We start from the raw sequence: 23,436 nt of genomic DNA, 5'->3' as shown, positions 1-23,436 counted from the left end.
AGCATGACGATGGAGTCCTTGCCGCCGGAGAACAGGATCACCGGCCGCTCGAACTCGCCCGCCACCTCACGGAAGATGTGCACGGCCTCGGACTCCAGCGCGTCCAGGTGACTGGTCGGCACAAGCACCCCGGTCATCCGTGCAGCCCGCACTCGGTCTTCGCGCGGCCCGCCCAGCGGCCGGCGCGCGCGTCCTCGCCCTCCAGGACACGGCGGGTGCAGGGGGCGCAGCCGACGGACGCGTAGCCGTCCATCAGCAACGGGTTGGTCAGGACGCCGTGCTCGCTGACGTACGCGTCCACGTCGTCCTGGGTCCAGCGGGCGATCGGAGAGATCTTGACCTTCTGGCGCCTCTCGTCCCAGCCGACCACCGGGGTGTACGCCCGGGCCGGAGAGTCAGTACGCCGGAGCCCGGTGACCCACGCGTCGTAACGTTCCAGCCCTGCCTCCAGCGGCTCGACCTTGCGCAGTTTGCAGCACAGGTCGGGGTCGCGGTCGTGCAGCTTCGGCCCGTACTCGGCGTCCTGCTCGGCGACCGTCTGGCGCGGGGTCAGCGTGATGACGTTGACGTCCATCACGGCCTCGACCGCGTCCCGGGTGCCGATGGTCTCCTCGAAGTGGTAGCCGGTGTCGAGGAAGACGACATCGACTGGGGCGTCGCCCTTGAGGACCCGGGACGCCAGGTGGGCGACCACCGCGTCCTCCATCGACGAGGTCACGCAGAAACGCCTGCCGAAGGTGTCGGCCGTCCACCGCAGAACTTCGATGGGGGATGCCTCTTCGAGTTCCTTTCCCGCGTGTCTCGCTAGCCTTTCGAGTGCGTTCAACGGAGGCTCCCCCAGGGGTCTTCGGGACGGCATGTCGGAATTACCGGCGTGCGGCGAAATCAGCGTATCCAGGGCTGATTACGCCAGGCTGACGATTCGCTGACCGGTCAGCTCTGCGGTGCATGCTCGGCCGCGGTCAGCCAGTCCTCCAATGCGGTCAACGCGTCCTGTGCCTGTCGGGCCGTATCCGACTCGTCAGGTGCCGCGATGACTGCCATAAGAGATCCGACGACGGCCTGCTGCAACTCGGCAGCGCTGGGCTGCTGGTCGGTCATGGAAATCTCCCTGCTCTCTGTCGGAATCAGAAGGCGTTACACGCACGGAAGATGTGTGCGAACGAGCTCAACGATGCTCCGCCATGGAATGCCACGTACTCAGGAAGCACTGTGTCCGGCGCCCATTTCTCCTTGTACGAGAGCTGGGTCTGCGCAGGGTAGAGGGCTGCCCCGTGCTCCCAGAGGAAGTGCATCAGCCACTGGAAGGCCCTGCTGTGTCCGGGTATTTCGTTCTCTGGCGCCAGGCCGGTGAACGGGGTGAACCCGAAGTGCAGCCACTCGGTTCCCTCGCTGCGGAACGTCTCGATGGCGGTTGCGTTGATGGCCTCCATCAGGCCGGGTGAACCGCCCGGCACACGTCTGCTCAGGTCGTGCATCCAGCCCGCACGGCTGCCGAACACGGGGGAATACGAGATGTAGCTGACCGGGCGCCCCTCGATCGTGCCGAGAAACAGCCGGCGGTGTTCCTGCGCCGGGCCGCCGTACTCACCGACCAGGAACTCCAGCGGACGTGCCTCCTCCCCCTTGCCGGACAACCAGGCCTGGTCGATGTCCCCCAGGGCCTCGTACCAGCGCTCGGCGTCCACCTCTGCCACGACCAGGCCGTTGCGGTGCGCGCGGGAGATCTTGTTCCGCAGCTGCATGAACCGGGTGCCTCGCAGGGTGAATTCCGGTATGCGGACGGCCCAGGAGGCGCCGATCTGATTGACCGTGAACCCGTGCTCGGCGTAGGCGGTGGCATCGGGGCGTTGGAGCTGCACCGCGACCAGCGTGAGGTTCTCCTCGCGGGCGTGTGCCACGAAGCGCTCCAGCAGGTTTTCGTACGCGTCGACGGTGCAGAAGGGACCGCCGAATTGCACAAGAAACCGACCGGTCCGCCGATAGATGATCACACCGTCGGTGCCGGGCACGGTGAAGACGTCGTTTCCGCGGTTCAGGGCCAGAAAAGCGCTGGGGTTGTCGGCTTGCGTGTGCCGACGGACGGCCTCCAGGACCGATAAGTGTGAGGTCGTTTTTAAGGACACCACGTCTCCTTCCTCGCGGCGTTCTGTCCGGATGGATGGACAAGCGAAAGTAGAACACCCCTGGCGGCGCTACCGGAAGGGGGATCAGGAGACTGGCGAACGAGTCAGCAGAGCATCAGCGGGATGTCAGGGAGGTCTGCCAGTATCTTCCTGTGAACGGCACCGGAGGGTCGGAGCCGGAAGCAGGGAGAGGTGCCCGGAGTGGCTTATCGGGGGCTCGGATCTTCAGTCCGGGTCGGGTGTGAAAGCCTACGCAGGTTCGAATCCTGCCCTCTCCGCCACATGAATGGTCGTGGAACTCCACGACCATTCTTTTGCTATGCCCAAAGACGTACGGCGAGGGACCGTCAGCGGACGGTCAGCCATGGGTCAGAAGCAATTGCCAGGATCCGATGGGCTTAACGATGCAACCGTGCTCTGAACCGAAAGGCTCGCCATGGTCGATGGTCAGGACAAGCCGTTGTACAGCTACAAGCTGTACATCGCCGGAAAGGACGTCGACGGAGAGGGCTGGGTCTACACGGTGAGCTCCCGCTCACTGCTGGAGGACGTCTTCACCAGCGTCAGTCTCAAACGCGCCTTGGAACAGAACGACCATGACGAGGAGGCGGCCGCCCACCCGTATGTGGTGGGCCGCTGCGCGGTGGCCGGCGACAGCGGCATCGACCTGGCCACGGAGTCGGCGGCGGCTGCTGCTGCGGCCTGGGCCGCCGTGCCGCTGGAGCGACGGATGCGCGTCGGTTCCCGCTTCAGAGAGGAACTGGCACGCAGGGAAGAAGAGTTGATCGGCCTGCTCGTCGCCGAGGGCCACCCCGTGAAGCTCGCCCGATGGGAACTCAGTTGCCTCACTCAGGTGTACAGCGAGGAGAGCCTGGACTGGTACCGGCAGCGGATGCACACCGAGTTCCGGCACGGGGGCCGTCGGCTGATCGTCCGCCGGCAGCCGGACGGGGTAGTGGCCTTCAACCCCCCGCAGAACGCGCCCGCCCCAAGTGCGGCCCTGTCGGTTCTGGCCCTGATGGCAGGTAACGCCGTGGTGGTCAGAGCGCCCCGCAGCATCGCGTTGAGCACCATGTTCGTCGTCCGAGAACTGATCGCCCCACTGCTGGTGGAGGCGGGTGCACCGCCTGGTGTGCTCAACGCGGTGTGCAGCAACCCCGGTCAGACGGTGAACCGTTGGCTCGAAAGCCCTTTGATCCACGACATCTTCTACATCGGGGGCAGCCAGGAGGGCCTTCGCCTGCAGGAGAAATGCGTGGCCAGGGGCAAGAAACCCATCCTGGAACTGGCGGGGAACGACGGCATCATCGTCTGGAAGGACGCCGACGTCGTCAAGGCCGCAGAGGCGATCTGTGAGTCGTTCTACGGCTCCGGTCAGATCTGCATGGTGCCCAATTACGTCGTGGTTCATCCCGAGGCGGCCGAAGCCCTGATCGCCGAGGTGGCCGCACAGGCGGCCGCCGTGCGTCCGGGGTACCCCGAGGACGAGGAGGTACTGCTGTCTCCGGTGCGTCGCAGCGAACGATTCTTCGCCCTGCTGCGTCAGGCGCTCGATCTCGGCGGCGAACTCGTGACCGGCGGTCGCCGCATCGAACTCGACGGTACCCCGTCCGACACGGGGGTCTTCCTGGAGCCGACCGTCGTACGGGTGAACGGACTCACGGGAGCCCGTCAGTACGACATCGTCCGGGAGGAGACCTTCTTCCCGTTGCTGCCCATTGTCGTTCCCGAACCTGAGACGGATGACGAACTGCTCGACAGCCTGATCGACTTCGTCAACGCCAACCAGTACGGATTGCGCAACTCGCTGTGGTCGCGATCCTCCTCGGTCGTCGACGCATTCGTGCAGCGTGTCGTCAACGGCGGTCTGTTGAAGGTCAACGACTCGCACATCGGCTTCCTGCCGTATCTGCCCAGCCATGGCGGCACCGGTCTGACCGGCGGGGTCTTCGGCGAAGCCAACTACCCGATGCTCAAGACCTCGCACATCCAGGGCGTGAGCATCGCCCACGACGTCAGCCCCCGCGACGCCGTCTTCGGCTCCTGACACTGGAGGTGTGATCAGTGCGTTCACTGGACCTGGCCCGCGACACCTGCGAACGGTTCCATCCCGGTCTTATCAAGGCCCTGACCGAGATTCCGTACGCTGACCGCGAGGCGCCGGGCAGCCCTGTCATCGACCTGCTGCGCGAACACGGCGGGGTCGGCCTCCTCGTGCCCACGAAGTTCGGCGGGCTCGGTGCCGATCCGGTCGAGGCCGTACAGGTGCAGCGTGCTCTGGGATCGCTGTCGCCGTCCCTCGCCGCTGCGGTGACCATGCACCATTTCACCGTCGCGATGCTGTACAGCCTCGCCACGCAACCAGGCCGGCTCACCTCGGCGCAGCGCAAGGTGCTGAGCAGTGTGGTGTCGGAGCAGCAGCTCATGGCTTCCGGCTGGGCCGAGGGTCGCACTCAGCAGAACATTCTGGCTCCCTCGGTGACCGCTCGCCCGGTGGACGGCGGATTCCGGCTGAGCGGCTCGAAGAAGCCCTGCAGCCTGTCTCGTTCGATGAATCTGCTGACCGCCAGCATCGCCGTGCCCCAGGCCGGTGGCGAGCCCGAACTGGCGGTGGCACTGGTACAGGTGCCGACCCCCGGCCTGTCCGTCCGCCCGTTCTGGGGCAATGATGTCCTCGCGGCGGCGGAGAGCGACGAAGTGTGCCTGGACGACGTCTTTGTGGCCGAGGACCTCGTCGTACGCACCAGCGCTGAGGACCCGCTCCGGCTCGACGATCTCCAGACCGCCGGCTTCGTCTGGTTCGAGCTGCTGATCTCGGCCGGCTACACCGGAGCCGCCGCAGCGCTCACCGCGGCGGTTCTGGAAAGCGGCCGCGGCAGTGCTCGGGAGCGGGCGGACATCGTCGTGCGGACGGAGTCCGCGTACCACCTGATCGAAGCCGCCGCTCGCGACGTACGCGACGGGCTGGACGGTGAGGAAGCGGTGTTCCGCGCGCTCACCGCTCGCTTCGCCGCCCAGACGGCACTGAACGATGCCACCCGTCAGGCCCTCGAACTGCTCGGCGGCCTGGACTTCGTCCGCTCCGCCGACCACGCCAGGCTGGCCGCCTCGGTGCAGCCGCTGGCCTTTCACCCCCCGTCCTGTACGGCCAGCGCCGAGGCACTGGTCCAGTACACCGGCGGAGGACACCTCGAACTCTCCTGAACACCCGGCGTACGACAAGGAGCCGCCTGTATGACCGCGATCGTTCAAGCGCCGGAGCAGGACCGGCAACTGACCGAACAGAAAACCCTGTCGCTCTACCGGGCCCATCTCAGCAAGGGTCGGGCCACCCTCGCCGAACTCTTCGGCAGCCATATGGAAGTCGAGTCCCAGGGAGCCTGGCTGTCGACGAGCGACGGAGAATCCTTCCTGAACTGCGGTGGCTACGGCGTCTTCATCATGGGCGCCCGGCATCCCCTGGTGGTGGAGGCCGTGCAGCGCCAGCTACACACCCACCCCGTGGCGACACGCATCCTGCTGGAGCCGACAGTGGCCGCGGCCGCCGAGGCACTGGTCGCCGTCACCCCCGAGGGCCTGGACCGGGTGCACTTTGCTCTCTCAGGCGCCGAGGCTGTGGAGACCGGACTCAAACTGGCCCGGGCACACGGACGCCGCCGAATCGTGTCCCTGCGGGGCGGCTACCACGGCAAGACCCTCGGCGCGCTCTCGGCCACCGCCAAGGACGTGTACCAGCAGCCCTTCCGGCCGTTGTTGCCGGACGTCGTGCACCTGCCGTTCGGGGACGCCGAGGCTCTCCGGGCCGAACTGGCCGCGCACCCCGGCGAAGTCTGCGTGATCATCGAACCCGTCCAGGGCGAGGGCGGGGTGATCCTGCCACCGAACGGCTATCTGCGGCAGGTCGAGCACATCGTGCGCGAGTACGGCGGATTCCTGGTCCTCGACGAGGTGCAGACCGGAATGGGCAGGCTGGGCGAGTGGTGGGGGGCCGACCTCGCCGGCATCCGGCCCGATGTCCTGCTGGTCGGCAAGGCCCTCGGCGGCGGTGTGGTCCCGGTCTCCGCCGCGGTCGCCACCCAGGAGGCGTTCCGTCCCTTCGACAAGGACCCCTACGTGCACACTTCGACCTTCTCGGGTCAGCCCCTGCTGATGGCAGGTGTGCAGGGAGCGCTTCGGGCGGTCCATGAGGAGCAACTCGTGGCCCGGGCCAGGGAACTCGGCGAGCGGCTGCTGCCCGCCATCTCCGAGGTGGTGCACCGCAACATCCCCGACCTCGTGGTCGATGTCCGGGGGCAGGGCCTGCTCATCGGCGTGGAACTCGTCGAGGCGGGTCTCGCCGGTGAGCTTTTGATCGAACTCTTCAACCACGGAGTCGTGGCCAACCACTCGATGAACGGCAGTTCCGTGGTCAGGTTCACTCCTCCTGCCACCCTGACCGATCGCGAAGTGGACCGCCTGATCGACTCGCTCGACCGGGCGACCCGCGACCTCGTCGGACGGGCGGCCACGATGCCGGAAGGCGGTAGGTGACGGTGCGACGCGTCGAACTGAGGGCTCTGGTGCGCACCGAGCGCGCCGAGGAGGTATTCGCACAGGTGGTGCGGTGGGACCGCTACGCGGAGCTCGCTCCGCATGTGGAATCCGCGGTGGTGCACACGGGGTACCCCGCAACGGAGGGCTCTTCGTCCTGGGAACTGCACTTCCGCAGCGGTCTGCTGCGCTGGACCGAACACGAGCGTTTCGAACCCGGTCGGGGCGAGGTCCACTTCGAGCAGGCCGACGGCGACTTCGACAGCTTCTCCGGCACCTGGGAGGTGCGGCAGGACGGCCCTGACGTCCGGGTGACCTTCGTCTGCGACTTCGACTTCGGCATTCCGAGCCTCGAAGGAATCCTCGATCCGATCGCCGAACGCGTGATCACGGAGACCGTCGCCTGGACCCTCACCGGCATGTTCCCCCGGACCGAACTGGCCACCGACCTCCCCCTCGGAGCCAAGGACGAGACGCCTCCCGGAATACCCACTTCTGCCTAGGAGTTCAGCATGGACCAGGCAAACCCGTTCGAGACGCCACGAACCTTCTCGCTGCACCGCGCGGAGTACCTCGTGGGCTTCGCCGTCAGCACGGGACTGATCATCGCCAACCTGGGTGAGATCCGCTGGATCCCCTTCATCGCCCTCTTCTTCTACATCGACCTGATCGGCTACATCCCGGGCGCCATCGCCTTCCGGCGCAGCAAGGGTGAACCGATACCCAAGGCCTACTACGTCCTCTACAACGTCATGCACAGCCTGATCACCCAGGGTGCCGTGGCAGCGGTGTGGTGCTGGGTGGCCGGACCCGAGTGGGCGCTGCTCGCCCTGCCCTTCCATCTCTTCGGCGACCGGGGTCTGTTCGGAAACTTCATGAAGTCCTTCGCCCTGCCCTTCGAACCCGTACGGCAACCGGGCTACCTCAACATCCTCGACGACCTGGGCGTGAAGCATCCCAAGCCGGTGGGCCACCTCATGGATCCGATCCCCGTCGGGCACATTCCCGCCGCCAACAGGCACCGGGCCGGGCGGGAGCACGTGGCGACGGCAACGCGGCGATGAACGCGAGCCGACGCAGGTCGCTGCGTCAACTGGCGAGCGCGGTATCCGTGCTGACGGTCCATCATGAAGGCAGGGTGCACGGCACGACCGTCTCCACCGCGGCCACCGTCTCGCACAGCCCGCTCCTGCTGGCAGCCAGCTTGAAGGCCAACTCCATCCTCGTCGGCCTCGCCATGGCCGAGGGCCGGTTCTCGGTGAACGTGCTGAGCGGCCGTCAGGCCGACGCTGCCCGCTGGTTCGCCGACGGACGTCGCCCCGACGGCGAGGCCCAGTTCGCGAGCCTGCCATGGCGGCGTGACGACTACACGGCGGCTCCCCTCCTGGAGGGAGCCCTGGGGCACTACTCCTGCCGCGTCGCCGGGTGCGCTGTCGTCGGGGACCACGAGGTCCTCCTCGGCCAGGTGGTACGGGCCGACTCCGCGGAGGGCGAGCCGCTGCTCAGCTTCGCCGGCGATCTCTTCACGGCAGCCCTGGAACCTCCGTGCTCGGAGCCGGAAGCGAACCCCCTGCTCCGGGACGAGGCGCTTGCCGTACAGGACACGGCGTGAGCGCACTGCGGGCCGAGAAGCACTTGAAGCATCGGAAAGAGAATGGGATGACACAGGAGACAACAGGAACGGCCACGGCGCGTGAGGCGGACTGGGATGCCGCCCCTGGACTGCTCGACGGAGCCAAGGAGCTGATGCTCGGGCCGGACACCTGCGATCTAGCCTACTGGATCACCCAGGTCGCCCAGGGCACCTTGAAGGACCGAGGTGAGACGGGACACCATCGCGACGCCGAGGTCCCGGATTTCCTGCGTACCCCCGGGCCCCTGCGGGAGGCGCTGGTCCTGGAGTTCGGCTTTCGCGGACTGTCCGAGGAGATCGCCACGCGCCTGCTCGCCCACTACGTGGCGAACGCTCCCGGCGTTCCCGAACTGGAGTTCTACGCCACACAGCTCATCGACGAGGCCCGGCACGCCCGGGTCTTCCGCAACCACCTGGTCGAGCTCGGCATGCCGGGGGACACTCTGCTGGCCGACATCGAGGCCATGGCGGCCGACTATCGACGCCGGGTCCTGGACCCGGTCGAGAAGTTCACCCTCGACATCATCCGGGACCAGGCCGACTTCCCCGGCGGCGTGGCCGTCTTCGCCATCGTGATCGAAGGGGTCCTGGCCCCGGCCGCGGAACTGAGCGAGCGCAAGTGGACCCCGCTGTCGCCGGCCACGGGCGAGATCTCCCGGGGCACCGCGATCGACGAGATCCGCCATCTGACCGTCGCGTCCACCATCCTCAAGAACCATCTGGTGCGCCATCCGGAGTACCGGCCCAGGCTCGCCGAGGTCCTGGACGCCGGACGCCGGCTCTGGGAGGAGGTGCCGGACCGCGAGTTCGTGATCCAGCGAGAGGAGCTCTTCCAGACAGGCATGACGCGCCACGCGGACCTGATCGGGGACTACGAGATCTGGCCGGGTGTCCGCATGATCGACACCACGCCGGAGCAGCGGTACGACATGGCTGAGCAGTGGACGGACGAGATGGCCGAGGCTCGCATGGCCTACATGGGGCTGCCGGTCGAACTCATCACCGGCGGTGCACGGGGCGCGGCATGAGAGCCGCAGTGATCGCCGGACTGGGTGGTTACGTGCCCCCCAACCTCGTGACGAACGCCGACCTGACGGCCCGGCTGGACACCTCAGACGAGTGGATCAGGTCACGGACCGGAATCGCCAGCCGCCATGTGGTGTCGCCCGACACCGCCACCTCCGATCTTGCGGTGGAGGCCGGACGAAGGGCACTGGAGTCGTCTGGAGCAGGCGAAGCCGATGCCCTGGTGCTCGCCACGACCACGCCCGACCACCCGTGTCCGGCCACGGCTCCGGACGTGGCGGCCAGACTGGGACTCGGGGCCGTGGCCGCCTTCGACATATCAGCCGTGTGCAGCGGCTTTCTCTACGGCCTCGCCGTCTCCGCGGGACTTATCGCCGCGGGCACCGCCAAACGCGTCCTGCTCGTCGGAGCCGACGCGTTCACCACGATCGTCGATCCGGAGGACCGAGGGGTTGCCGTGATCTTCGCGGACGGCGCCGGCGCCGTGGTCCTGCGGGCCGGCGAGCCCGAGGAACCAGGCGCGGTGGGCCCGGTGGTTCTGGGCAGTGACGGCGAGCACCGACATCTGATCCAGGTCCCCGCCGGGGGGTCACGGCAGCCGTCGGCCGGCGTCGCACCCGCTCCGGGCGACAGGTTCTTCCGTATGCGAGGCCGGGAGACCTACCGGCACGCGGTGGATCGGATGACCGCGGTGAGCCGCGACGCGCTCATTCGCGCCGGTTGGCAGGTGGATGACCTGGACAAGCTGGCTGCCCACCAGGCCAACGCCCGCATCCTGGGCACGGTCGCCGATGAACTGGGAGTGCCCCCCGAGCGCAGGCTCAGCAACATCGAGCAGGTGGGCAACACCGCCGCGGCATCCGTCCCGCTCCTACTGGCCCAGGCCGCAGCGGAGGGCGAACTGACCGAGGGGATGCGCGTGCTGCTCACCGCGTTCGGCGGCGGTCTGGCCTGGGGTGCCACGACGGTGCACTGGCCACGCCTGGGCCCGGTCACCGCGCCGGACCGACCCGGGACCGAGGTGCCGGTTCCCGGCATGCGTGCGGCTTCATCCATCCGATCGACTCAACGAAAGGACCGTCCCATGTTCGAAACCCTGAAGGACATCCTGGTCGGCAAACTCAAGGTGGACCCGGATCGGATCACTCTCGAGGCCACCAGGGAGGACGTCGAACTGGACTCTCTGGCGGTGGTCGAGCTGTCACTGCTGCTGGAGAAGGAACTCGGCGTGAACGTGAGCGACGACGAGCTGATGGAGACCACCTCGATCGGTGACATGGTTCGGCTGGTCGAGAGCAGGAAAGCGGAGGTCTGATGTCCCCGTCCGACATCGCTGTCACTGGGCTGGGGCTCGTGACTCCGGGTGGTATCGGAACCGGCCCCAGTTGGGCGGCCGTCAGCGAGGGCAGGTCTGCGGCCGCATATGATCCAGAACTGGAGGGCGGTCCGGTGCGCATGTCGGCTCGAGTCCCGGGCTTCGACCCCGACCGGCTGCTCGGCGGCCGCAAGGCCCATCGACTCGATCGATTCACACAGTTCGTGCTGGTCGCCGCCAGAGAAGCCCTCCACGACGCTGACCTCGACCCGCAGACCTGGGACGGCGCCAGGGTGGGCGTGGTACTCGGCTGCGCCGACGGCGGGCCGGCCACGGTCGAGGCGCAGCACGACGTTCTGCGTGACGAGGGGCCAGGCAGGGTATCGCCCCTGCTGCTGCCGATGCAGTTGCCGAACATGATGGCCGGTCAGACAGCGATCGAGTTCGGCGCCACCGGCCCGAACCTGGTCGTGGCCACCGCCTGCGCCTCGGGCGCCACGGCCATCGGTACCGCGCGTGATCTGCTGCTGCTCGGACGCTGCGACGTCGTCTTGGCGGGCGGCAGCGAGGCCATGATCACGCCCCTGGTCATGGCCGGGTTCGCACAGATGGGCGCACTCTCGACCAGGGATGACGACCCACCTTCGGCATCCCGTCCCTTCGACGCGGAGCGGGACGGCTTCGTCGCTGGAGAGGGCAGCGGTGTCCTGGTATTGGAACGCCTGGCCGACGCCCGGGCCAGAGGGGCCCGGGTCAGGGCTCGGCTGGTGGGCTACGGCGCGAGCGCGGACGCCCGCCACATCACCGCGCCGCATCCCGAAGGCGTCGGTTTCGGCGCCGCGATGCGCGTCGCGCTCGCCGACGCCGGAGCCTGCCCAGGGGATGTCGAGCACATCAACGCGCACGGTACCTCCACTCCGTTGAACGATCTCGCGGAAGCCCGGATGCTGCGCCGGCTCTTGCCCGGCTCCACGCTCGTGACCTCCACCAAGGGGGCGACAGGGCATCTTCTGGGCGCGGCCGGGGCGGTGGAGGCGGCGTTCACCGTGCTCACCATCGAGCGGGGTCTCGTGCCGCCCACGGCCAACCTCAAGAATCTGGACCCCGAGATCGATCTCGCCGTGGCCACGGATCCCACTGTCCGGCGAGTCGACCTCGCGCTCAGCAACTCCTTCGGGTTCGGTGGGCAGAACGCGGTCCTCGCCTTCGCCTCCGCCTGAGCCCGCATGTTTATTACCTCCCAAGTAATTGTCCGGGACGACGGCAGTCGGTGACGATTGCATCGTCAAGCTTTCCCCGAACGATAGAAGGGACCCATGGAGGACTTCCGCCGACTGGCCGAAAACTACATCGCGACCTGGAACGAAAAGGACGCCGAGGTCCGGCGAAAGCGTATTCAGGAGCTGTGGGCCGAGGATGGTGAATACGTTTTTCCGCAGGCTGTGCTCAGCGGGCACGACGCGATCTTGGCAGGGGTGACTGACGCCTTTGGTCACTACGGCGCCAAGGGGCTGACGTTCCGCCTCCGGCACGACGCGGCACCCGATGCGAACCATGACGCCGTGCGGTTCGGATGGGAGCTGGTGGATCCCGAGAGCGGTGAAGTGAGCATGGCCGGCGTCGACTTCATCATCGTCGACAAGCAAGGACGAATCCGCTCGGACTACCAATTCTTCGACGTCGTACCGGTCTGACGAGAAGCCCCGCGCAGCACCCGCCGGACCCTGCCGCCACCAATACCTTGGTGGCGGCAGGGTCCGGCACCTGTGCTTCGACTACTTTTCGCCACCCCTGCGCAATTTTTTGGTCAGGATGCATAACATAGTGTCCGGGTAACGGGCGATTAATGCGCTTGACCTCTCGACGGGCACCGTTATAGTTTCTTGATGAGTGCAATCGAACGTGCGATCCAGTCTCTGGCATTAGTGGTGTATTCGCGATCGAATGGACGGCGGGGGCATTGTGCAATTCCTTCTCCTGGGCGGTCTGGAGATACGGGCCGAATGTGGTAATCGTGCAACGTTCAGAAGTGAACTGCAGCGGACCCTCATGCACGTTCTCCTGGTGAGTGAAGGGAAAACTGTTTCGGTGGACGCCCTGATCGACGAGCTGTGGGGCGAAGTGCCGCCCAGCGGCGTGGTCAACGCCCTTCAGGCGCTGGTGAGCCGATTAAGGAAGAAGCTGGCAAACCTGGAACGGGGCCGGGAGTCCTCCCGGCTGATCGGTCATCCCTATGGCTACCAACTCGTCGTTGACGAGGATGAGTTGGATGCGTCCTCCTTCGTAGCAGCGGTGACGCGGGCGCAGGCGGCAGACAACAGGCCGTGCGAGGTCGTCGACATGCTGCGTGCGGCGCTGGCCCAGTGGCGTGGCCCTGTGTTCGGCGGAGAGGCCAGCGGCCCCATCTGCCGCGCCGCAGCGGCGCGGTACGAGGAGTACCGCATCCGCGCCCTGGAACTCCTCTTCGAGAACGAACTGGCCCGCGGCAACCATGCCGGCATCCTGGGCGAACTGCGTGAGAAGCACGCCGAGAACCCCCTCCAGGAGCGGTTCTGCGCCCAGTTGATGATTGCCCTGTACCGCTGTGGCCGGCAGGCCGAAGCCCTGTCGTCCTACCGCGAGATGTGGTCCAGGCTCTCGGAGGAACTGGGTATAGAACCCTCCATCGAACTGCGCCGGACCGAGCAGGCGATCCTCACCCAGGAACTCCGTATGTCCGCCTGACGACTTCCCGACGGTCGACAGCCGCCGGGTACCGAGGCGACCACTGAGCGTTTTCAGCGTTGCTTCTCCAGGGTGAGGACGGCCTTGGTGATGACGCTTATGCGGTCGGGACTGATGCGGGATCTGCGGAAGATCTGCCAGGACTTCAGCCGTGCCATGCCTCGTTCGACAGGTGCCCGGGCCGCGGACAGGGCCCGGCTCTCCGTCCACTCGGTCAGGGTGAGTTCGCCGTTGGGCGGACGGCGCTTGGCGATGGTGACGCAGTCGCCCGCGCCGATGTAGGCCATGTCGGCGAGGATGGGGACACCCGTGCGCGCGCAGATCCGGAGGATCTTGTGGGTGCGGGCGGCTGTCAGATCGTGGGTCCGGCCCGGCAAAGCCGACGACAACCACAGAATCTCACCGGCCGGGTCCGTGACGACCTGCACGTTCACCCCGTGCCGCTTGTGTTTCGAGGAGTAATCGGCCGTGCCGTCGCCGACGCGGTCGCACTCGGCGAGCGTGCCGTCCAGGAGGACGAAGTCCGGGTCGTGTGCACGCGCAGCGTCTTCAACAGGCCCGGCACCTGCTCGGCGAGCAGACCGGTGACCGCGGTGACGTAGGCGTGGGCGGTGCCGACGGATATCCCGAAGGCTCTGGCGATACGGGCGGGGGTGTCATGGCGACGCAGGTACACGAGTGCGACCAGTGCACGGCGGTGCGGCGAAAGTTTGCACCGCCGGTCACCCTCACGGGTGACGATGAGCATCGTGACCCACAAGACCAAGGCGTGAGGCAGGTCGAGTGCGGCAGGATACGGAACCAACAGGGCTCCTGTGCCGCGGAGTTGAGATGTCGAACACCTCCCTCAACGGCACGGGAGCCCTGTCCGTTGCGCACCCCGACCTCACACCGCCCCCGTCACTCGGTCAGTGGCCGCACTGAAAACGCTTACTGACCGGCCCCCGTGGCCACGACTCCTCCCCGAGCGAGTCGTGGCCACGAGGGCCGGCTTTCGGCTCGCAGGCGTCGGCCGCTCTCCGCGGCGGGCGTCCGCCGGTCGCGCCGGCCCAGCCGCACACACCGCGCCTGCCGTGGTCGGGGGTACTCGGGCGGACGCCCCAGAGGTCCCTCACTCCCGTCCAGACGCGCCCCCTGCCACATGACAACGGGCCCGCAGGATGTCCTGCGGGCCCGTTGCGCCCCCCTGTGCCGCCGACCTCCCCTGAGAAGGCGGGGGATGTCCCTTGCTCAGGACCGGCCGTCTGGTCAGGGAGTCCGGGTCAGCCCTCGGCCGGTGCCATCGACTCCTGCGGCGCGGGCTCGGTCTCGGCGGCGTCGACCGCTGCCCGGCCCGGACGGAGTGCGAGCAGTGCGGTGACCGCGCCGGCGAAGATGAGCGCCGAGGCGATCAGTACGCCACTGTGGTAGCCGGACAGATAGGCGATCTTGGGCCCGTCGCCGGACTCGATGCGCCCGGCCGTGACCGAGCTGACCACCGCGCCGAGCACCGTCACACCACACAGTGCCGACATCTCGCGGAAGGCGTTGAGCACACCACTGGCGACTCCGACCTTCGTCACCGGCAGCGCGCCGGCCACGGCGGTCTGCAGTGGAGTCACAGCTCCGGCACCGAGTCCGACCAGAATGAGGGCGACCTGGAGGTCCCAGGTACTGGCGTGTTCGTCCGGGACGGCCAGCAGGGCCAGGCCGACGGCAGCGACGACGAAGCCGACCAGGACAGTGCGCAGCACCCCGAACTTCTCGGCGAGCTTGCCCGAGATCGTGGCCACGACGGCCATGACAACGGCCAGCGGGACGAAGACGGCACCGGCCAGGATGGGTGAGAAGTCCAGCACGTTCTGCAGGTACAGCGACGTGTAGGCGAAGACGCCCATCATGCCGCAGCCCCACAGGACGAGCGCCGCCGTACCCCAGGTGAAGGTGCCGTTGCGGAACAGCGTCAGGTCGAACATCGGGTCCCGGAAACGTGTCTCGACCAAGCAGAAGACGATCAGTGCCAGCACGACCGCTGCGAAGGACGCGAGGATCGGGGTCGTCGTCCACCCTTCCTTTGGCCCCTCGATGAGCGCGTACGTCAGGCCGAACAGCACGACACCCGAACTGATCAGTCCAGGCGTGTCCAGCCGCCGCGACTGTGTGACGCCCGCGTTCTTGTCGATCGACCACAGACCGATCGCGACGGCAGCAACGCCGATCGGGACATTGATGAAGAAGATCCAACCCCAGTCGATGTAGCGGGTGAGCACCCCGCCGACAATGGGACCGAACGCGAACGACAGCGCGATCACCGCTCCCCACAGACCGATCGCCTTGCCGCGTTCACGATCGTCCTTGAAGGTCGTCAGAATGATCATGAGCGTCGCCGGGGTGGACAGTGCCGCGCCCACTCCCTGTACGGCCCGGCCGGCCATCAGCATGCCGAACGAGTCCGCGAGACCGGCGAAGAGCGACGCGATCGTGAACACGATGATGCCGATCATCAGCACGCGCCGGGTGCCGAGGAGGTCGGCTAGCCGGCCGCCGAGAAGGAGCAACGCCGAAAACACCAGCATGTAGGAGCTGATAATCCATTCGATCCCGGAGATCTGCAGATTCAGATCCTGACCGATCGAAGGAAGCGCCACATTCACGACGGTGTTGTCGAGCTGGGCCATGAAGGTCGAAAGCAGAACAGTGGTGAGCGACCACCAGCGCTTCGAATCCGCGTTGCTGTCCCCGGAATTGGGGGACACCTCGGCGGGCGCACCTCCGGTACTCATGTGGGTCTCTCCCTGGAATGTTTGATACAGGCGAAATGCCGACCCTGTCGGGCGTGGGCCTTCCAGGGTCATTCAAGACTGCCCGCCGACCACAGTTCATGTCGATTACCCCCCAGGTAATATCTCGGGCCGCCGCGTCAGTGAGGAGTCAGCCGCATCTGCCACCCTTCCCTCATTCCCGTTCAATGCCGGACGGGCCGGTGACCCAAGCGATCCCAGGGGGCAGGATGACGGCAAGCCGCGCCAGAGCGAGCTCCGTCCTGATCATCGCCAACTCCGCTGCCGGAGCCGTCACATCGGACCGTGTACTCGAAGTCCTGGATGTGTGTGCCCGCCACTGCGACGCGGTGACCGTGCAATGGGTCGGGCGTGAGCGGCAGGAAAGCGTGGAAGGCCGCGTCGTCGAAGGCCTCGCGCGAGCCGACCTCGTCGTGAGCGTGGGTGGAGACGGGACGGCACACTGGACGGCACGGCAGATCGTGGGCGCCGCCGACCGTGCCGAGAACCGCCCGGCGCTCTTCGTGGTCCCGCTCGGTACGGGTAACTCCAACTATCGCAACCTGTGGGGCGACCGCCCCTGGCAGGAGATCCTCCGGGCCGCTCTCGCCCAGCCCCGCATCATGGTCCGCCACCTGGACATGGCCCGAGTTGTGGAGACCGGTGAGCTGATCCTGCTCGGGGCGGGGTCCGGTCTGGTGGCGGACGTCCTGCTCTTGGCCCGCGGCATCGAGGCAACCGGACGCGCCCGGTACCAGGCCGCGGTGGAGCGGTCGGCGCTGACCCACACGCCGTACCAAGGCCGGGTCCTTGTCGACGGTGTCGAGATCCAGCACGGGAAGACGATGCTCGTCAACGTGGGCGGCGGACGATACCGGGCATGGCAGTACGACCTGCTGCCGCACGCGGAACCGGACGACGGCCTGCTCGACGTCTGTGTGCTCGGCGACTCGGCGGACCCAGCGGTTCTGCCGGAACTACTGCGCCACGGCCTGCATGTCGAACAGCCGGGCAGCGCCTACGCCCGAGGACGCGAAGTGGTGGTCGAACGTACGGACGGCAACCCGCTGCTGTTCGAGCACGACGGCGAACTGCGTCCCGCCACCGGCGCGCGCGTCACCATCGAACTGCTCGAGGGGATCCTGCCGACGCTCTCCGGGAAGGTCTCACATGTCGGCGACTGAGGAACTGTCGGCCTGGGCCGCGACTTTGCGGCCCGACGACGTGCCCGATCACGTGCTGGCCCTTGCCCAGAGCCAGATTCTCTCGCAACTCGCCGCCATCCGGGCGGGGTTGCGCCATCCCTCAGGTCAACGCCTGGTCCGCGCGTACGGCTCGCCACTGGCGTCCGACCCCCGGCAGACGGCCTGCGTACTGGCTGCGCTGGGGTCATGGCTCAACTTCGACGACACCGCGTACGCCGGCCATCTCTCCAACTCCACGGTCGCGGTACCGGTGGCCTACGCCCTGGCCGGTCTGCTCGACGGTGCGGGACTCCTGACGGCCGTCGTCGCTGCCAACGAGTGTGCCGCCCGGATTACCGCCGCAGCGACGCTCGGCCGCTTTCGAGGGCAGGTCGCCGTGCACACCCACCTCGCCGGCGGCATCGCCGGGCGACTGCGCGCGGAATCGGCACCCGCTGCCGCATGGGTCGACGCGTTTGGTATCGCTTACACCTTGCCGCCCTGGACGTTGTTCCCCGGCTTCATCGGCAGTGACGCCAAGCTCGTCCACGCCCTTGCCGCGGTACGGGCCGCCATGGACGCCTGCGACGCCGCGTACGCGGGGCTGCACGGCGCCCGGGACATCCTCGAACATCCCGACGGATTCCTGCGTCACTTCGCCACAGTGCCCCTGGCTGGCGCAGTCACCCAGGAGCTGGGGCGTCGCTGGCACACCGAGACACTGTCGTTCAAAGTGCGGCCGGGTGGGCCGGGAATCGACTCCGCCGTCGACTGTGCTCTGGACCTGCACCGCGCCCACGGCCCACTGCGCGAGCAGGACATCGAAGAGGTGACCGTGACCGCCAGCTACTACACCGTGTTCGCCGACCAACATGCCGCGCCCTACGCCGGCAGTCCCGAGGCCCCGCTCAGTGCTCTGTTGCTGTCCGCCCCCTACACGGTGGCCACGGCCCTGTTGGAAGGCGCTCTCACTGTGGACGACTTCTCGGCCCCGTCCGTGCAGGACGCGCGACGCTGGCGGCTGGCCGAACGCGTACAGCTGAAGCACGACCCCGAGATGACCCGCGCTCTGCTGCGGAGCGATGCTCCGTTCGGGGAAGCGCTGCGCCAGGCGGGGTCGGCGGGCCGTACCTGGCTGAAGCAGTTCGGCGGCGATCAGCTCGCTGATCTGCTCGATGCGAAGGCCGAACCCGTGCCGAGCTTCACGACATCCACCAAGTCGACGCCCGCCCAGGTCATGGTGCGCATGCGGGACGGCCACACGTACAGCACGCGGCGTGACATCCCCTTGGGCGCCGCCGGACCGGAGACTCGTCGGGACCACGCCAGGCTGGTCCGTGCGAAATTCCTGACCCAGGGCGGGTCGCCAACAGTCGCGGACGCCTGCCTTCGTCTGCGGGACGCTTCAGCCGATCACACCGAGCGGTCGCTTCGGGAAGCACTGAGCGATCTCGTGTGACATCCCCCTTTGTCCAGGGCGGAAACACCCTTATACATTTCGTCCTGCCGTGTCGCCCCTCACGGATTCAAATATCGCTGACGCTTTCCTGACGTTCCGCTGATGACTCACGGCTATTACCTGCCGGCTAATGGGCTTGATAATACGCCTGCCAGTCAAAATGCTCCGAGGAGGTAACTCATCATGCGTGTGCTCATCGCTGCCTCGCCCGGGATAGGGCATGTTTTTCCTGCCGTGCCGCTCGCCTGGGCGTTGCGACTGGCCGGCCACGAGGTGCTCGTGGCCACAGGAGGCGACGGCCTCGCCGTTCGCGAGGCAGGTCTGGCGGTTGCCGACATGTGTCCCGGTCTCACATTGGTTGACATCGTGAAAACGACGGTCGCCCGGCATCCCGAGATGTTCGCCGAATTCGCCACAGCCAGGTTCACGGACTTCGCGGACTCTCTGCCCTACTACGCACAGATGATGAATGACCAACCGGCGATGATGGATGCCTACGTCCGGGTGGCCGAGGAGTGGCGGCCCGACGTCGTCGTCTACTCCGCTCTCACCGTCGGTGGCCTCGTTGGTGCGGCCAAGCTCGGGATCCCCGCCGTGGAACACGGCTACGGTCTCTTCCGAACCGACGGTTACGGCCCGCGGCTACGTGACCTGACGGCTGAATGCTTCGACCGGCACGGTGTGGATCTGCCGACTCGGATGCACTCCATCGACATCGCACCACCGAGTCTCGTCGGTCATCTGCCCTCGGGCTGGCCGATGCGCTATCTGCCGTACAACGGCGGAAGCCATGTGCCCCGCTGGCTGTTGGAGCCACCCCGCCGCCCCCGCATCGCGGTCACCCTGGGCACAACCGCCCCCGGGCTCGGCGGGCTCGACCGTGTGAAGCGCATAGCGGAGCTGGTCGGCGACCTGGACGCCGAATTCGTCATGGCGCTTGGAAACTCGGACATCACCGATCTCGGCCCCGTACCGGACAATGTCCGCGTTGAGGGGTGGGTCCCTTTGAACCTGCTGCTGCGTACTGCCGCAGGGATCATCCATCACGGCGGTTCGGGCACCACCCTCGCTGCACTGGACGCCGGTCTGCCGCAGATCCTGCTGCCGGACGGCTCCGACCGTGACGTCAACGCCGACGCAGTGGCTGCACGAGGAGCCGGCGTGTCCGCCCGTATCGACGACGTGACCAAAGCGGCTGTTGACGCCCTGCTCCACGACGACGCCCTGCGAGATGCCGCCGCCGATGTGCGGAAGGAGATGCACGCCATGCCCGGTCCGGGGCAACTGGTGGCGAGACTCGAGCAGATCGTCTGACGGAAGGCTGGGCCCGGCTGCGGGACCGAGCTCTGTTGCTTATCATTCCAAGAGTGATCCCCATGGACGCATCATCGGCAGCAGAGCTCGGCGAGTTAGTGCGTAACTGGCGTCGTCGGCGCAAGCTCAGTCAGCTCGAACTCGCTTCGCGTGCTGAGGTCTCTGCACGACACCTCAGCTTCATCGAGAACGGAAGGGCCAAGCCCAGCCGTGATCTGGTACTCCGACTTTCCGAACACCTTGAAGTGCCGGTCAGGCAGCGCAACAGGCTACTGGTGGCGGCCGGTTACGCGCCTCAGTACCAGGAGAGCCCGCTCGGGACGCCCCGGCTCAGCGCGGTCAAGTCATCGATCGACCGCCTGCTGAGGGCCCACGAGCCCTATCCGGCTCTGGTGTTCAACGTGCACGAGACGGTGGTGGCCATGAACGACGCCGCCCGCCGGCTCATGGCCGGAGCTTCTCCCGAATTGCTGACGCCACCGATCAACCTCATGCGGCTGGCCCTGCATCCTCAGGGACTCTCCCAATACGTGGTCAACAAGGCGGAGATGCGCGCCCAGATGCTTGCCCGTCTGCACCGCCAGATGGTCAACAGCGGCAGTGAGAAGCTGCGGAAGCTCTACGACGAGGTGGCCAACTACCCGCACCTACCGGGCTCCGACGGGGACGGCGGCAGTGATGAGGAGGTCCTGTCGTGTCTGATCGTCCACAAGCACGACACGGAACTACGCCTCTTCAGCACGGTCACCACGTTCGGGGCGGCTACGGACATCACCGTGGCGGAACTGTCTCTGGAGATGTTCCATCCGGCGGACGCTCGTACGGCCGATGCACTCAAGGCCGCCGCCACGCAAGACGTGTCTGTCCAGATGTCGGCGCCGATCGGCGTTTGACACTGAGCGTTTTCAGCGTTGCCTCTCCAGGGTGAGGACGGCCTTGGTGATGACGCTTATGCGGTCGGGACTGATGCGGGATCTGCGGAAGATCTGCCAGGACTTCAGCCGTGCCATGCCTCGTTCGACAGGTGCCCGGGCCGCGGACAGGGCCCGGCTCTCCGTCCACTCGGTCAGGGTGAGTTCGCCGTTGGGCGGACGGCACTTGGCGATGGTGACGCAGTCGCCCGCACCGATGTAGGCCATGTGGGCGAGGATGGGGACACCCTGGCGCGCGCAGATCCGGAGGATCTTGTGGGTGGAACAGTCCGCGAAGCGGCTCGGGCTCTTCGCGTCGAACAAGCAGATCACCCTGTGCCGTACGGCCTTCGGTGAGTTCACTAACAGGCGGGAGGCGGGCATCGTCAAGGAGGCGGAGCGGACGAGCGAGGGCTGGGAGCCCGCGATGGCCTCAGTCGCACCGGACCCCTCGCCGACCCCGCTCACGCGTCCCCGTAGGCCTCCCCGCCCAGTTCGAACCGGGCGGTCCCCGCAGTTGCGTCGGCGAGCCATCCCCGGAACGCCTCCACGTCCGCGTCCGGCAGGCCGATCTCGATCGTGACCGCCTCGCCGTACCGCACGTCCCGCACCTCGCGTCCGGTCGAGCGCAGGTCGTTCTGCACCTTGCCCGCGCGCTGGTGGTCGACGGTCACCGTGGCGAGGCGGAACCGGCGGCGGGTGAGGGTGCCCACGGCGTCCAGGGCCTCACCGACCGCACCGCCGTACGCCCTGATCAGCCCGCCCGCGCCGAGCTTGACGCCGCCGTAGTAGCGGGTGACGACGGCGACGACGTACCGCATGTCGCGGCGCAGCAGCATCTGGAGCATGGGGACGCCCGCGGTGCCGCCGGGTTCTCCGTCGTCACTCGCCTTCTGGATCGCGGCGTCGGCGCCGATGACGTACGCGTAGCAGTTGTGGGTGGCGTCGGCTTGCGCCTTGCGGACGGAGGCGACGAAGTCCTGGGCCTCCTGCTCGGTGGCCGCCGGGGCGAGGGCGCACAGGAAGCGCGAGCGGTTGACCTCGGTCTCGTGCACACCCGCGCGGGCCACTGTGCGGTACTCGTCCTGCATCCGGTCAGCCTAATCCGTCGGTGAGCACGCCCCGGCGGGCCGGCTCATCGCATCCTCCCCCGGGGCACCATGACGGACGTGAGCAGTGCCGTCCCCGGCTCCAGGGCCCGCCAGGACGTGCCGCGCCAGGCCAGCACCGCGATCGCCGAGGTCGGGAACTTCACCCGTACCTCGTCCAGCGCGTCGTCGACGCCGTCCCCGGCCAGGGTGAGGACTAGGTCCTCCAGGCCGGGGTTGTGTCCGACGAGGAGCAGGGTCGCGACCTCGGGAGGCGTCCCGTGCACGGCGGCCAGCAACTCCGGGACGTCGGCTCCGTACAGCTCGGGGTCGAGCCGTACCGGCGGTGGGGCGTCCCACTGGGCGGACGCCAGTTCCCAGGTGTGCCGGGCGCGTACGGCGGTGGAGCACAGGGCGAGGTCGGGCAGCAGGCCGGAGGCGGCGAGGACACGGCCCGCCTCCGGCGCGTCCCGGCGGCCGCGGGGCCCGAGGGGGCGTTCATGGTCGGCGACACCCTCGGGCCAGGCGGACTTGGCGTGTCTCAGCACGACCAGACGGCGTGGCGGCCCCGCTCCGGTGCGCTCGGTCATACCGGTGATCCCAGGTCACGGGTGAGCTCGAGACCGAGCAGCCGGTCTGCGTAGGCGTAGGTCTCGAAGCGGGCGCCCTCCGGCAGCTCCGACTCCTCGACCCAGCGCAGCACGCGCAGCACCTCGGGTACGTCCAGGTCGTCCTCCCAGGCGGTACGGAGCCGTCCGCGCACCTCGTCGGGGACGGGCCGGGACGGATGCCGGGCCCAGGCGGCGACGGCCCGGCGCCAGCGCAGGAGGATGCCGCGGGCCTCGGACAGGGCCGCCTCGTCGAGCCGTGCGGGCGTGCTCCGGGGCGGGGTGAGCAGGGCGAGGCGGACCTCGGCGGGGTCGGCGCCGTGCGGGACGTCCGGTGTCTCGACGGGCGCGACGGTGATCCGGACCCCGTCCGGAGCCGCGCCGCCCTCCCCCACCACATGGACGGCCTGGGACTCTCCCCAGCCGGGGCCGACGTCCCGGCGGTCCTCGAAGGGCCGGATGCCCAGGGCGGCGGCGCCCGCCTGCAGCTCCGCCTGTCCGCGGTCGCCGGTGAGCAGCGCCCACACGGGCGTCCCGCCGATTTCCAGGGCTCGGACGAGGAGGTCGGCGACGAGCAGGGTGCGGAGGGCGGAGGCGTCGTGGCCCGGCACATGGGCTTCGACTCGGGTCAGGCCCCTGCGGGCGGGGACGGCGTCTACGGGCCGGCCGGTTCGGGCGTCTGTGATGCGCAGCACGGGGCGAGCGTAGGCGGGTGGCGGGCCGCGCGCAGGTGACTGGCCGGTATTCCGGACATGGTTA

General features: G+C 67.7%; 22 protein-coding genes, 1 tRNA gene and 4 pseudogenes. 17 read left to right on the top strand and 10 right to left on the bottom strand.

The window, feature by feature from the left end; translation table 11 throughout:
* The 4 genes and pseudogenes from ACGFWE_RS41960 to ACGFWE_RS41945 all read right to left on the bottom strand — a co-directional run.
* A pseudogene (locus tag ACGFWE_RS41960) lies at positions 1–137 on the bottom strand (sulfate adenylyltransferase small subunit); the annotation flags it as partial.
* Positions 134–826 carry a phosphoadenylyl-sulfate reductase gene (locus ACGFWE_RS41955; RefSeq protein WP_393605775.1) on the bottom strand — a complete coding sequence of 231 codons (693 nt, stop codon included), beginning with the start codon at positions 824–826 and terminating at the stop codon, positions 134–136. The gene ACGFWE_RS41955 and the pseudogene ACGFWE_RS41960, both read right to left, overlap by 4 nt.
* A gap of 107 nt (positions 827–933) precedes the next feature.
* On the bottom strand, positions 934–1,101 hold the full coding sequence (locus tag ACGFWE_RS41950) for a hypothetical protein (protein ID WP_393605773.1): 168 nt from the start codon (positions 1,099–1,101) through the stop codon (positions 934–936).
* Between the two features lie 26 nt (positions 1,102–1,127).
* Positions 1,128–2,129 carry a bifunctional lysylphosphatidylglycerol flippase/synthetase MprF gene (locus tag ACGFWE_RS41945; protein WP_393605771.1) on the bottom strand — a complete coding sequence of 334 codons (1,002 nt, stop codon included), beginning with the start codon at positions 2,127–2,129 and terminating at the stop codon, positions 1,128–1,130.
* Positions 2,130–2,312: 183 nt separating this feature from the next.
* On the opposite strand from ACGFWE_RS41945, the gene ACGFWE_RS41940 reads away from it, so the two are divergent.
* The 13 genes and pseudogenes from ACGFWE_RS41940 to ACGFWE_RS41880 all read left to right on the top strand — a co-directional run bounded on the left by ACGFWE_RS41940 (position 2,313) and on the right by ACGFWE_RS41880 (position 13,354).
* Positions 2,313–2,407, top strand: a tRNA-Glu gene (locus ACGFWE_RS41940).
* Positions 2,408–2,562: 155 nt separating this feature from the next.
* Positions 2,563–4,173, top strand: coding sequence for an aldehyde dehydrogenase family protein (locus tag ACGFWE_RS41935; RefSeq protein ID WP_393605770.1), 1,611 nt, complete (start codon positions 2,563–2,565; stop codon positions 4,171–4,173).
* 17 nt (positions 4,174–4,190) lie between these two features.
* Entirely contained in the window at positions 4,191–5,330 is a 1,140-nt protein-coding gene (locus ACGFWE_RS41930) for an acyl-CoA dehydrogenase family protein (protein ID WP_393605768.1), read from the top strand.
* 30 nt (positions 5,331–5,360) lie between these two features.
* Positions 5,361–6,656 carry an aspartate aminotransferase family protein gene (locus ACGFWE_RS41925; RefSeq protein WP_393605766.1) on the top strand — a complete coding sequence of 432 codons (1,296 nt, stop codon included), beginning with the start codon at positions 5,361–5,363 and terminating at the stop codon, positions 6,654–6,656.
* Positions 6,653–7,159, top strand: coding sequence for a type II toxin-antitoxin system RatA family toxin (locus ACGFWE_RS41920; RefSeq protein ID WP_393605764.1), 507 nt, complete (start codon positions 6,653–6,655; stop codon positions 7,157–7,159). Before ACGFWE_RS41925 ends, ACGFWE_RS41920 begins: the two co-directional genes overlap by 4 nt.
* A 9-nt stretch (positions 7,160–7,168) precedes the next feature.
* Positions 7,169–7,720, top strand: coding sequence for a hypothetical protein (locus tag ACGFWE_RS41915; RefSeq protein ID WP_393605762.1), 552 nt, complete (start codon positions 7,169–7,171; stop codon positions 7,718–7,720).
* Positions 7,717–8,268 carry a flavin reductase family protein gene (locus ACGFWE_RS41910; RefSeq protein WP_393605760.1) on the top strand — a complete coding sequence of 184 codons (552 nt, stop codon included), beginning with the start codon at positions 7,717–7,719 and terminating at the stop codon, positions 8,266–8,268. Before ACGFWE_RS41915 ends, ACGFWE_RS41910 begins: the two co-directional genes overlap by 4 nt.
* Positions 8,269–8,315: 47 nt before the next feature.
* Positions 8,316–9,317, top strand: coding sequence for a VlmB-like protein (locus ACGFWE_RS41905; RefSeq protein WP_393605758.1), 1,002 nt, complete (start codon positions 8,316–8,318; stop codon positions 9,315–9,317).
* Positions 9,314–10,300, top strand: a pseudogene (locus tag ACGFWE_RS41900) (beta-ketoacyl-ACP synthase III); the annotation flags it as partial. The gene ACGFWE_RS41905 and the pseudogene ACGFWE_RS41900, both read left to right, overlap by 4 nt.
* Positions 10,301–10,351: 51 nt before the next feature.
* On the top strand, positions 10,352–10,630 hold the full coding sequence (locus ACGFWE_RS41895; RefSeq protein ID WP_393605784.1) for an acyl carrier protein: 279 nt from the start codon (positions 10,352–10,354) through the stop codon (positions 10,628–10,630).
* Positions 10,630–11,850: a beta-ketoacyl-[acyl-carrier-protein] synthase family protein gene (locus ACGFWE_RS41890; protein WP_393605756.1), complete on the top strand. Its 1,221-nt coding sequence runs from the start codon at positions 10,630–10,632 to the stop codon at positions 11,848–11,850. Before ACGFWE_RS41895 ends, ACGFWE_RS41890 begins: the two co-directional genes overlap by 1 nt.
* 96 nt (positions 11,851–11,946) lie before the next feature.
* Positions 11,947–12,324: a nuclear transport factor 2 family protein gene (locus ACGFWE_RS41885; RefSeq protein WP_393605754.1), complete on the top strand. Its 378-nt coding sequence runs from the start codon at positions 11,947–11,949 to the stop codon at positions 12,322–12,324.
* Positions 12,325–12,574: 250 nt separating this feature from the next.
* Positions 12,575–13,354 (top strand): BTAD domain-containing putative transcriptional regulator, encoded by a 780-nt coding sequence (locus ACGFWE_RS41880; RefSeq protein ID WP_393605753.1) that lies wholly within the window; start codon positions 12,575–12,577, stop codon positions 13,352–13,354.
* A gap of 53 nt (positions 13,355–13,407) precedes the next feature.
* Here the strand turns inward: ACGFWE_RS41880 and ACGFWE_RS41875 are convergent.
* Positions 13,408–14,159: pseudogene (locus tag ACGFWE_RS41875) on the bottom strand (transposase family protein).
* A 457-nt stretch (positions 14,160–14,616) separates the two neighbouring features.
* Positions 14,617–16,188 carry an MFS transporter gene (locus tag ACGFWE_RS41870; RefSeq protein WP_393605751.1) on the bottom strand — a complete coding sequence of 524 codons (1,572 nt, stop codon included), beginning with the start codon at positions 16,186–16,188 and terminating at the stop codon, positions 14,617–14,619.
* Positions 16,189–16,343: 155 nt separating this feature from the next.
* Between ACGFWE_RS41870 and ACGFWE_RS41865 the strand changes: the two genes are divergently transcribed.
* The 4 genes from ACGFWE_RS41865 (at position 16,344) to ACGFWE_RS41850 (ending at position 20,963) form a co-directional block, all read left to right on the top strand.
* Complete coding sequence (locus tag ACGFWE_RS41865; RefSeq protein WP_393605749.1) at positions 16,344–17,297, top strand: diacylglycerol/lipid kinase family protein; 954 nt, start codon at positions 16,344–16,346, stop codon at positions 17,295–17,297.
* A complete protein-coding gene (locus tag ACGFWE_RS41860) occupies positions 17,284–18,756 on the top strand; it encodes an MmgE/PrpD family protein (protein ID WP_393605747.1) in 1,473 nt (490 codons plus the stop codon). The genes ACGFWE_RS41865 and ACGFWE_RS41860 overlap by 14 nt, the downstream gene beginning before the upstream one ends.
* A gap of 183 nt (positions 18,757–18,939) precedes the next feature.
* Positions 18,940–20,070, top strand: a complete 1,131-nt coding sequence (locus tag ACGFWE_RS41855; protein ID WP_393605745.1) for a nucleotide disphospho-sugar-binding domain-containing protein — start codon at positions 18,940–18,942, stop codon at positions 20,068–20,070.
* A gap of 62 nt (positions 20,071–20,132) precedes the next feature.
* Entirely contained in the window at positions 20,133–20,963 is an 831-nt protein-coding gene (locus tag ACGFWE_RS41850; protein WP_393605782.1) for a helix-turn-helix domain-containing protein, read from the top strand.
* A gap of 12 nt (positions 20,964–20,975) precedes the next feature.
* On the opposite strand, the pseudogene ACGFWE_RS41845 reads toward ACGFWE_RS41850, so the two are convergent.
* The 4 genes and pseudogenes from ACGFWE_RS41845 to ACGFWE_RS41830 form a co-directional block, all read right to left on the bottom strand.
* Positions 20,976–21,263 (bottom strand): annotated as a pseudogene (locus ACGFWE_RS41845) (transposase family protein); the annotation flags it as partial.
* Between the two features lie 182 nt (positions 21,264–21,445).
* The gene (locus ACGFWE_RS41840) at positions 21,446–22,072 is read right to left on the bottom strand and encodes a YigZ family protein (RefSeq protein WP_393605743.1); all 627 of its coding nucleotides are present in this window, start codon (positions 22,070–22,072) and stop codon (positions 21,446–21,448) included.
* A gap of 44 nt (positions 22,073–22,116) precedes the next feature.
* Complete coding sequence (locus ACGFWE_RS41835; RefSeq protein WP_352387055.1) at positions 22,117–22,659, bottom strand: histidine phosphatase family protein; 543 nt, start codon at positions 22,657–22,659, stop codon at positions 22,117–22,119.
* A complete protein-coding gene (locus ACGFWE_RS41830; protein WP_393605741.1) occupies positions 22,656–23,372 on the bottom strand; it encodes a hypothetical protein in 717 nt (238 codons plus the stop codon). The genes ACGFWE_RS41835 and ACGFWE_RS41830 overlap by 4 nt, the downstream gene beginning before the upstream one ends.
* Positions 23,373–23,436: the final 64 nt, after the last annotated feature.

The sequence above is a fragment of the Streptomyces sp. NPDC048523 genome (assembly GCF_043199815.1).
GTDB lineage: Bacteria > Actinomycetota > Actinomycetes > Streptomycetales > Streptomycetaceae > Streptomyces.
The sequence above is the reverse complement of the archived record's forward strand: the minus strand, read 5'-3'. Positions and strand labels throughout refer to the sequence as shown.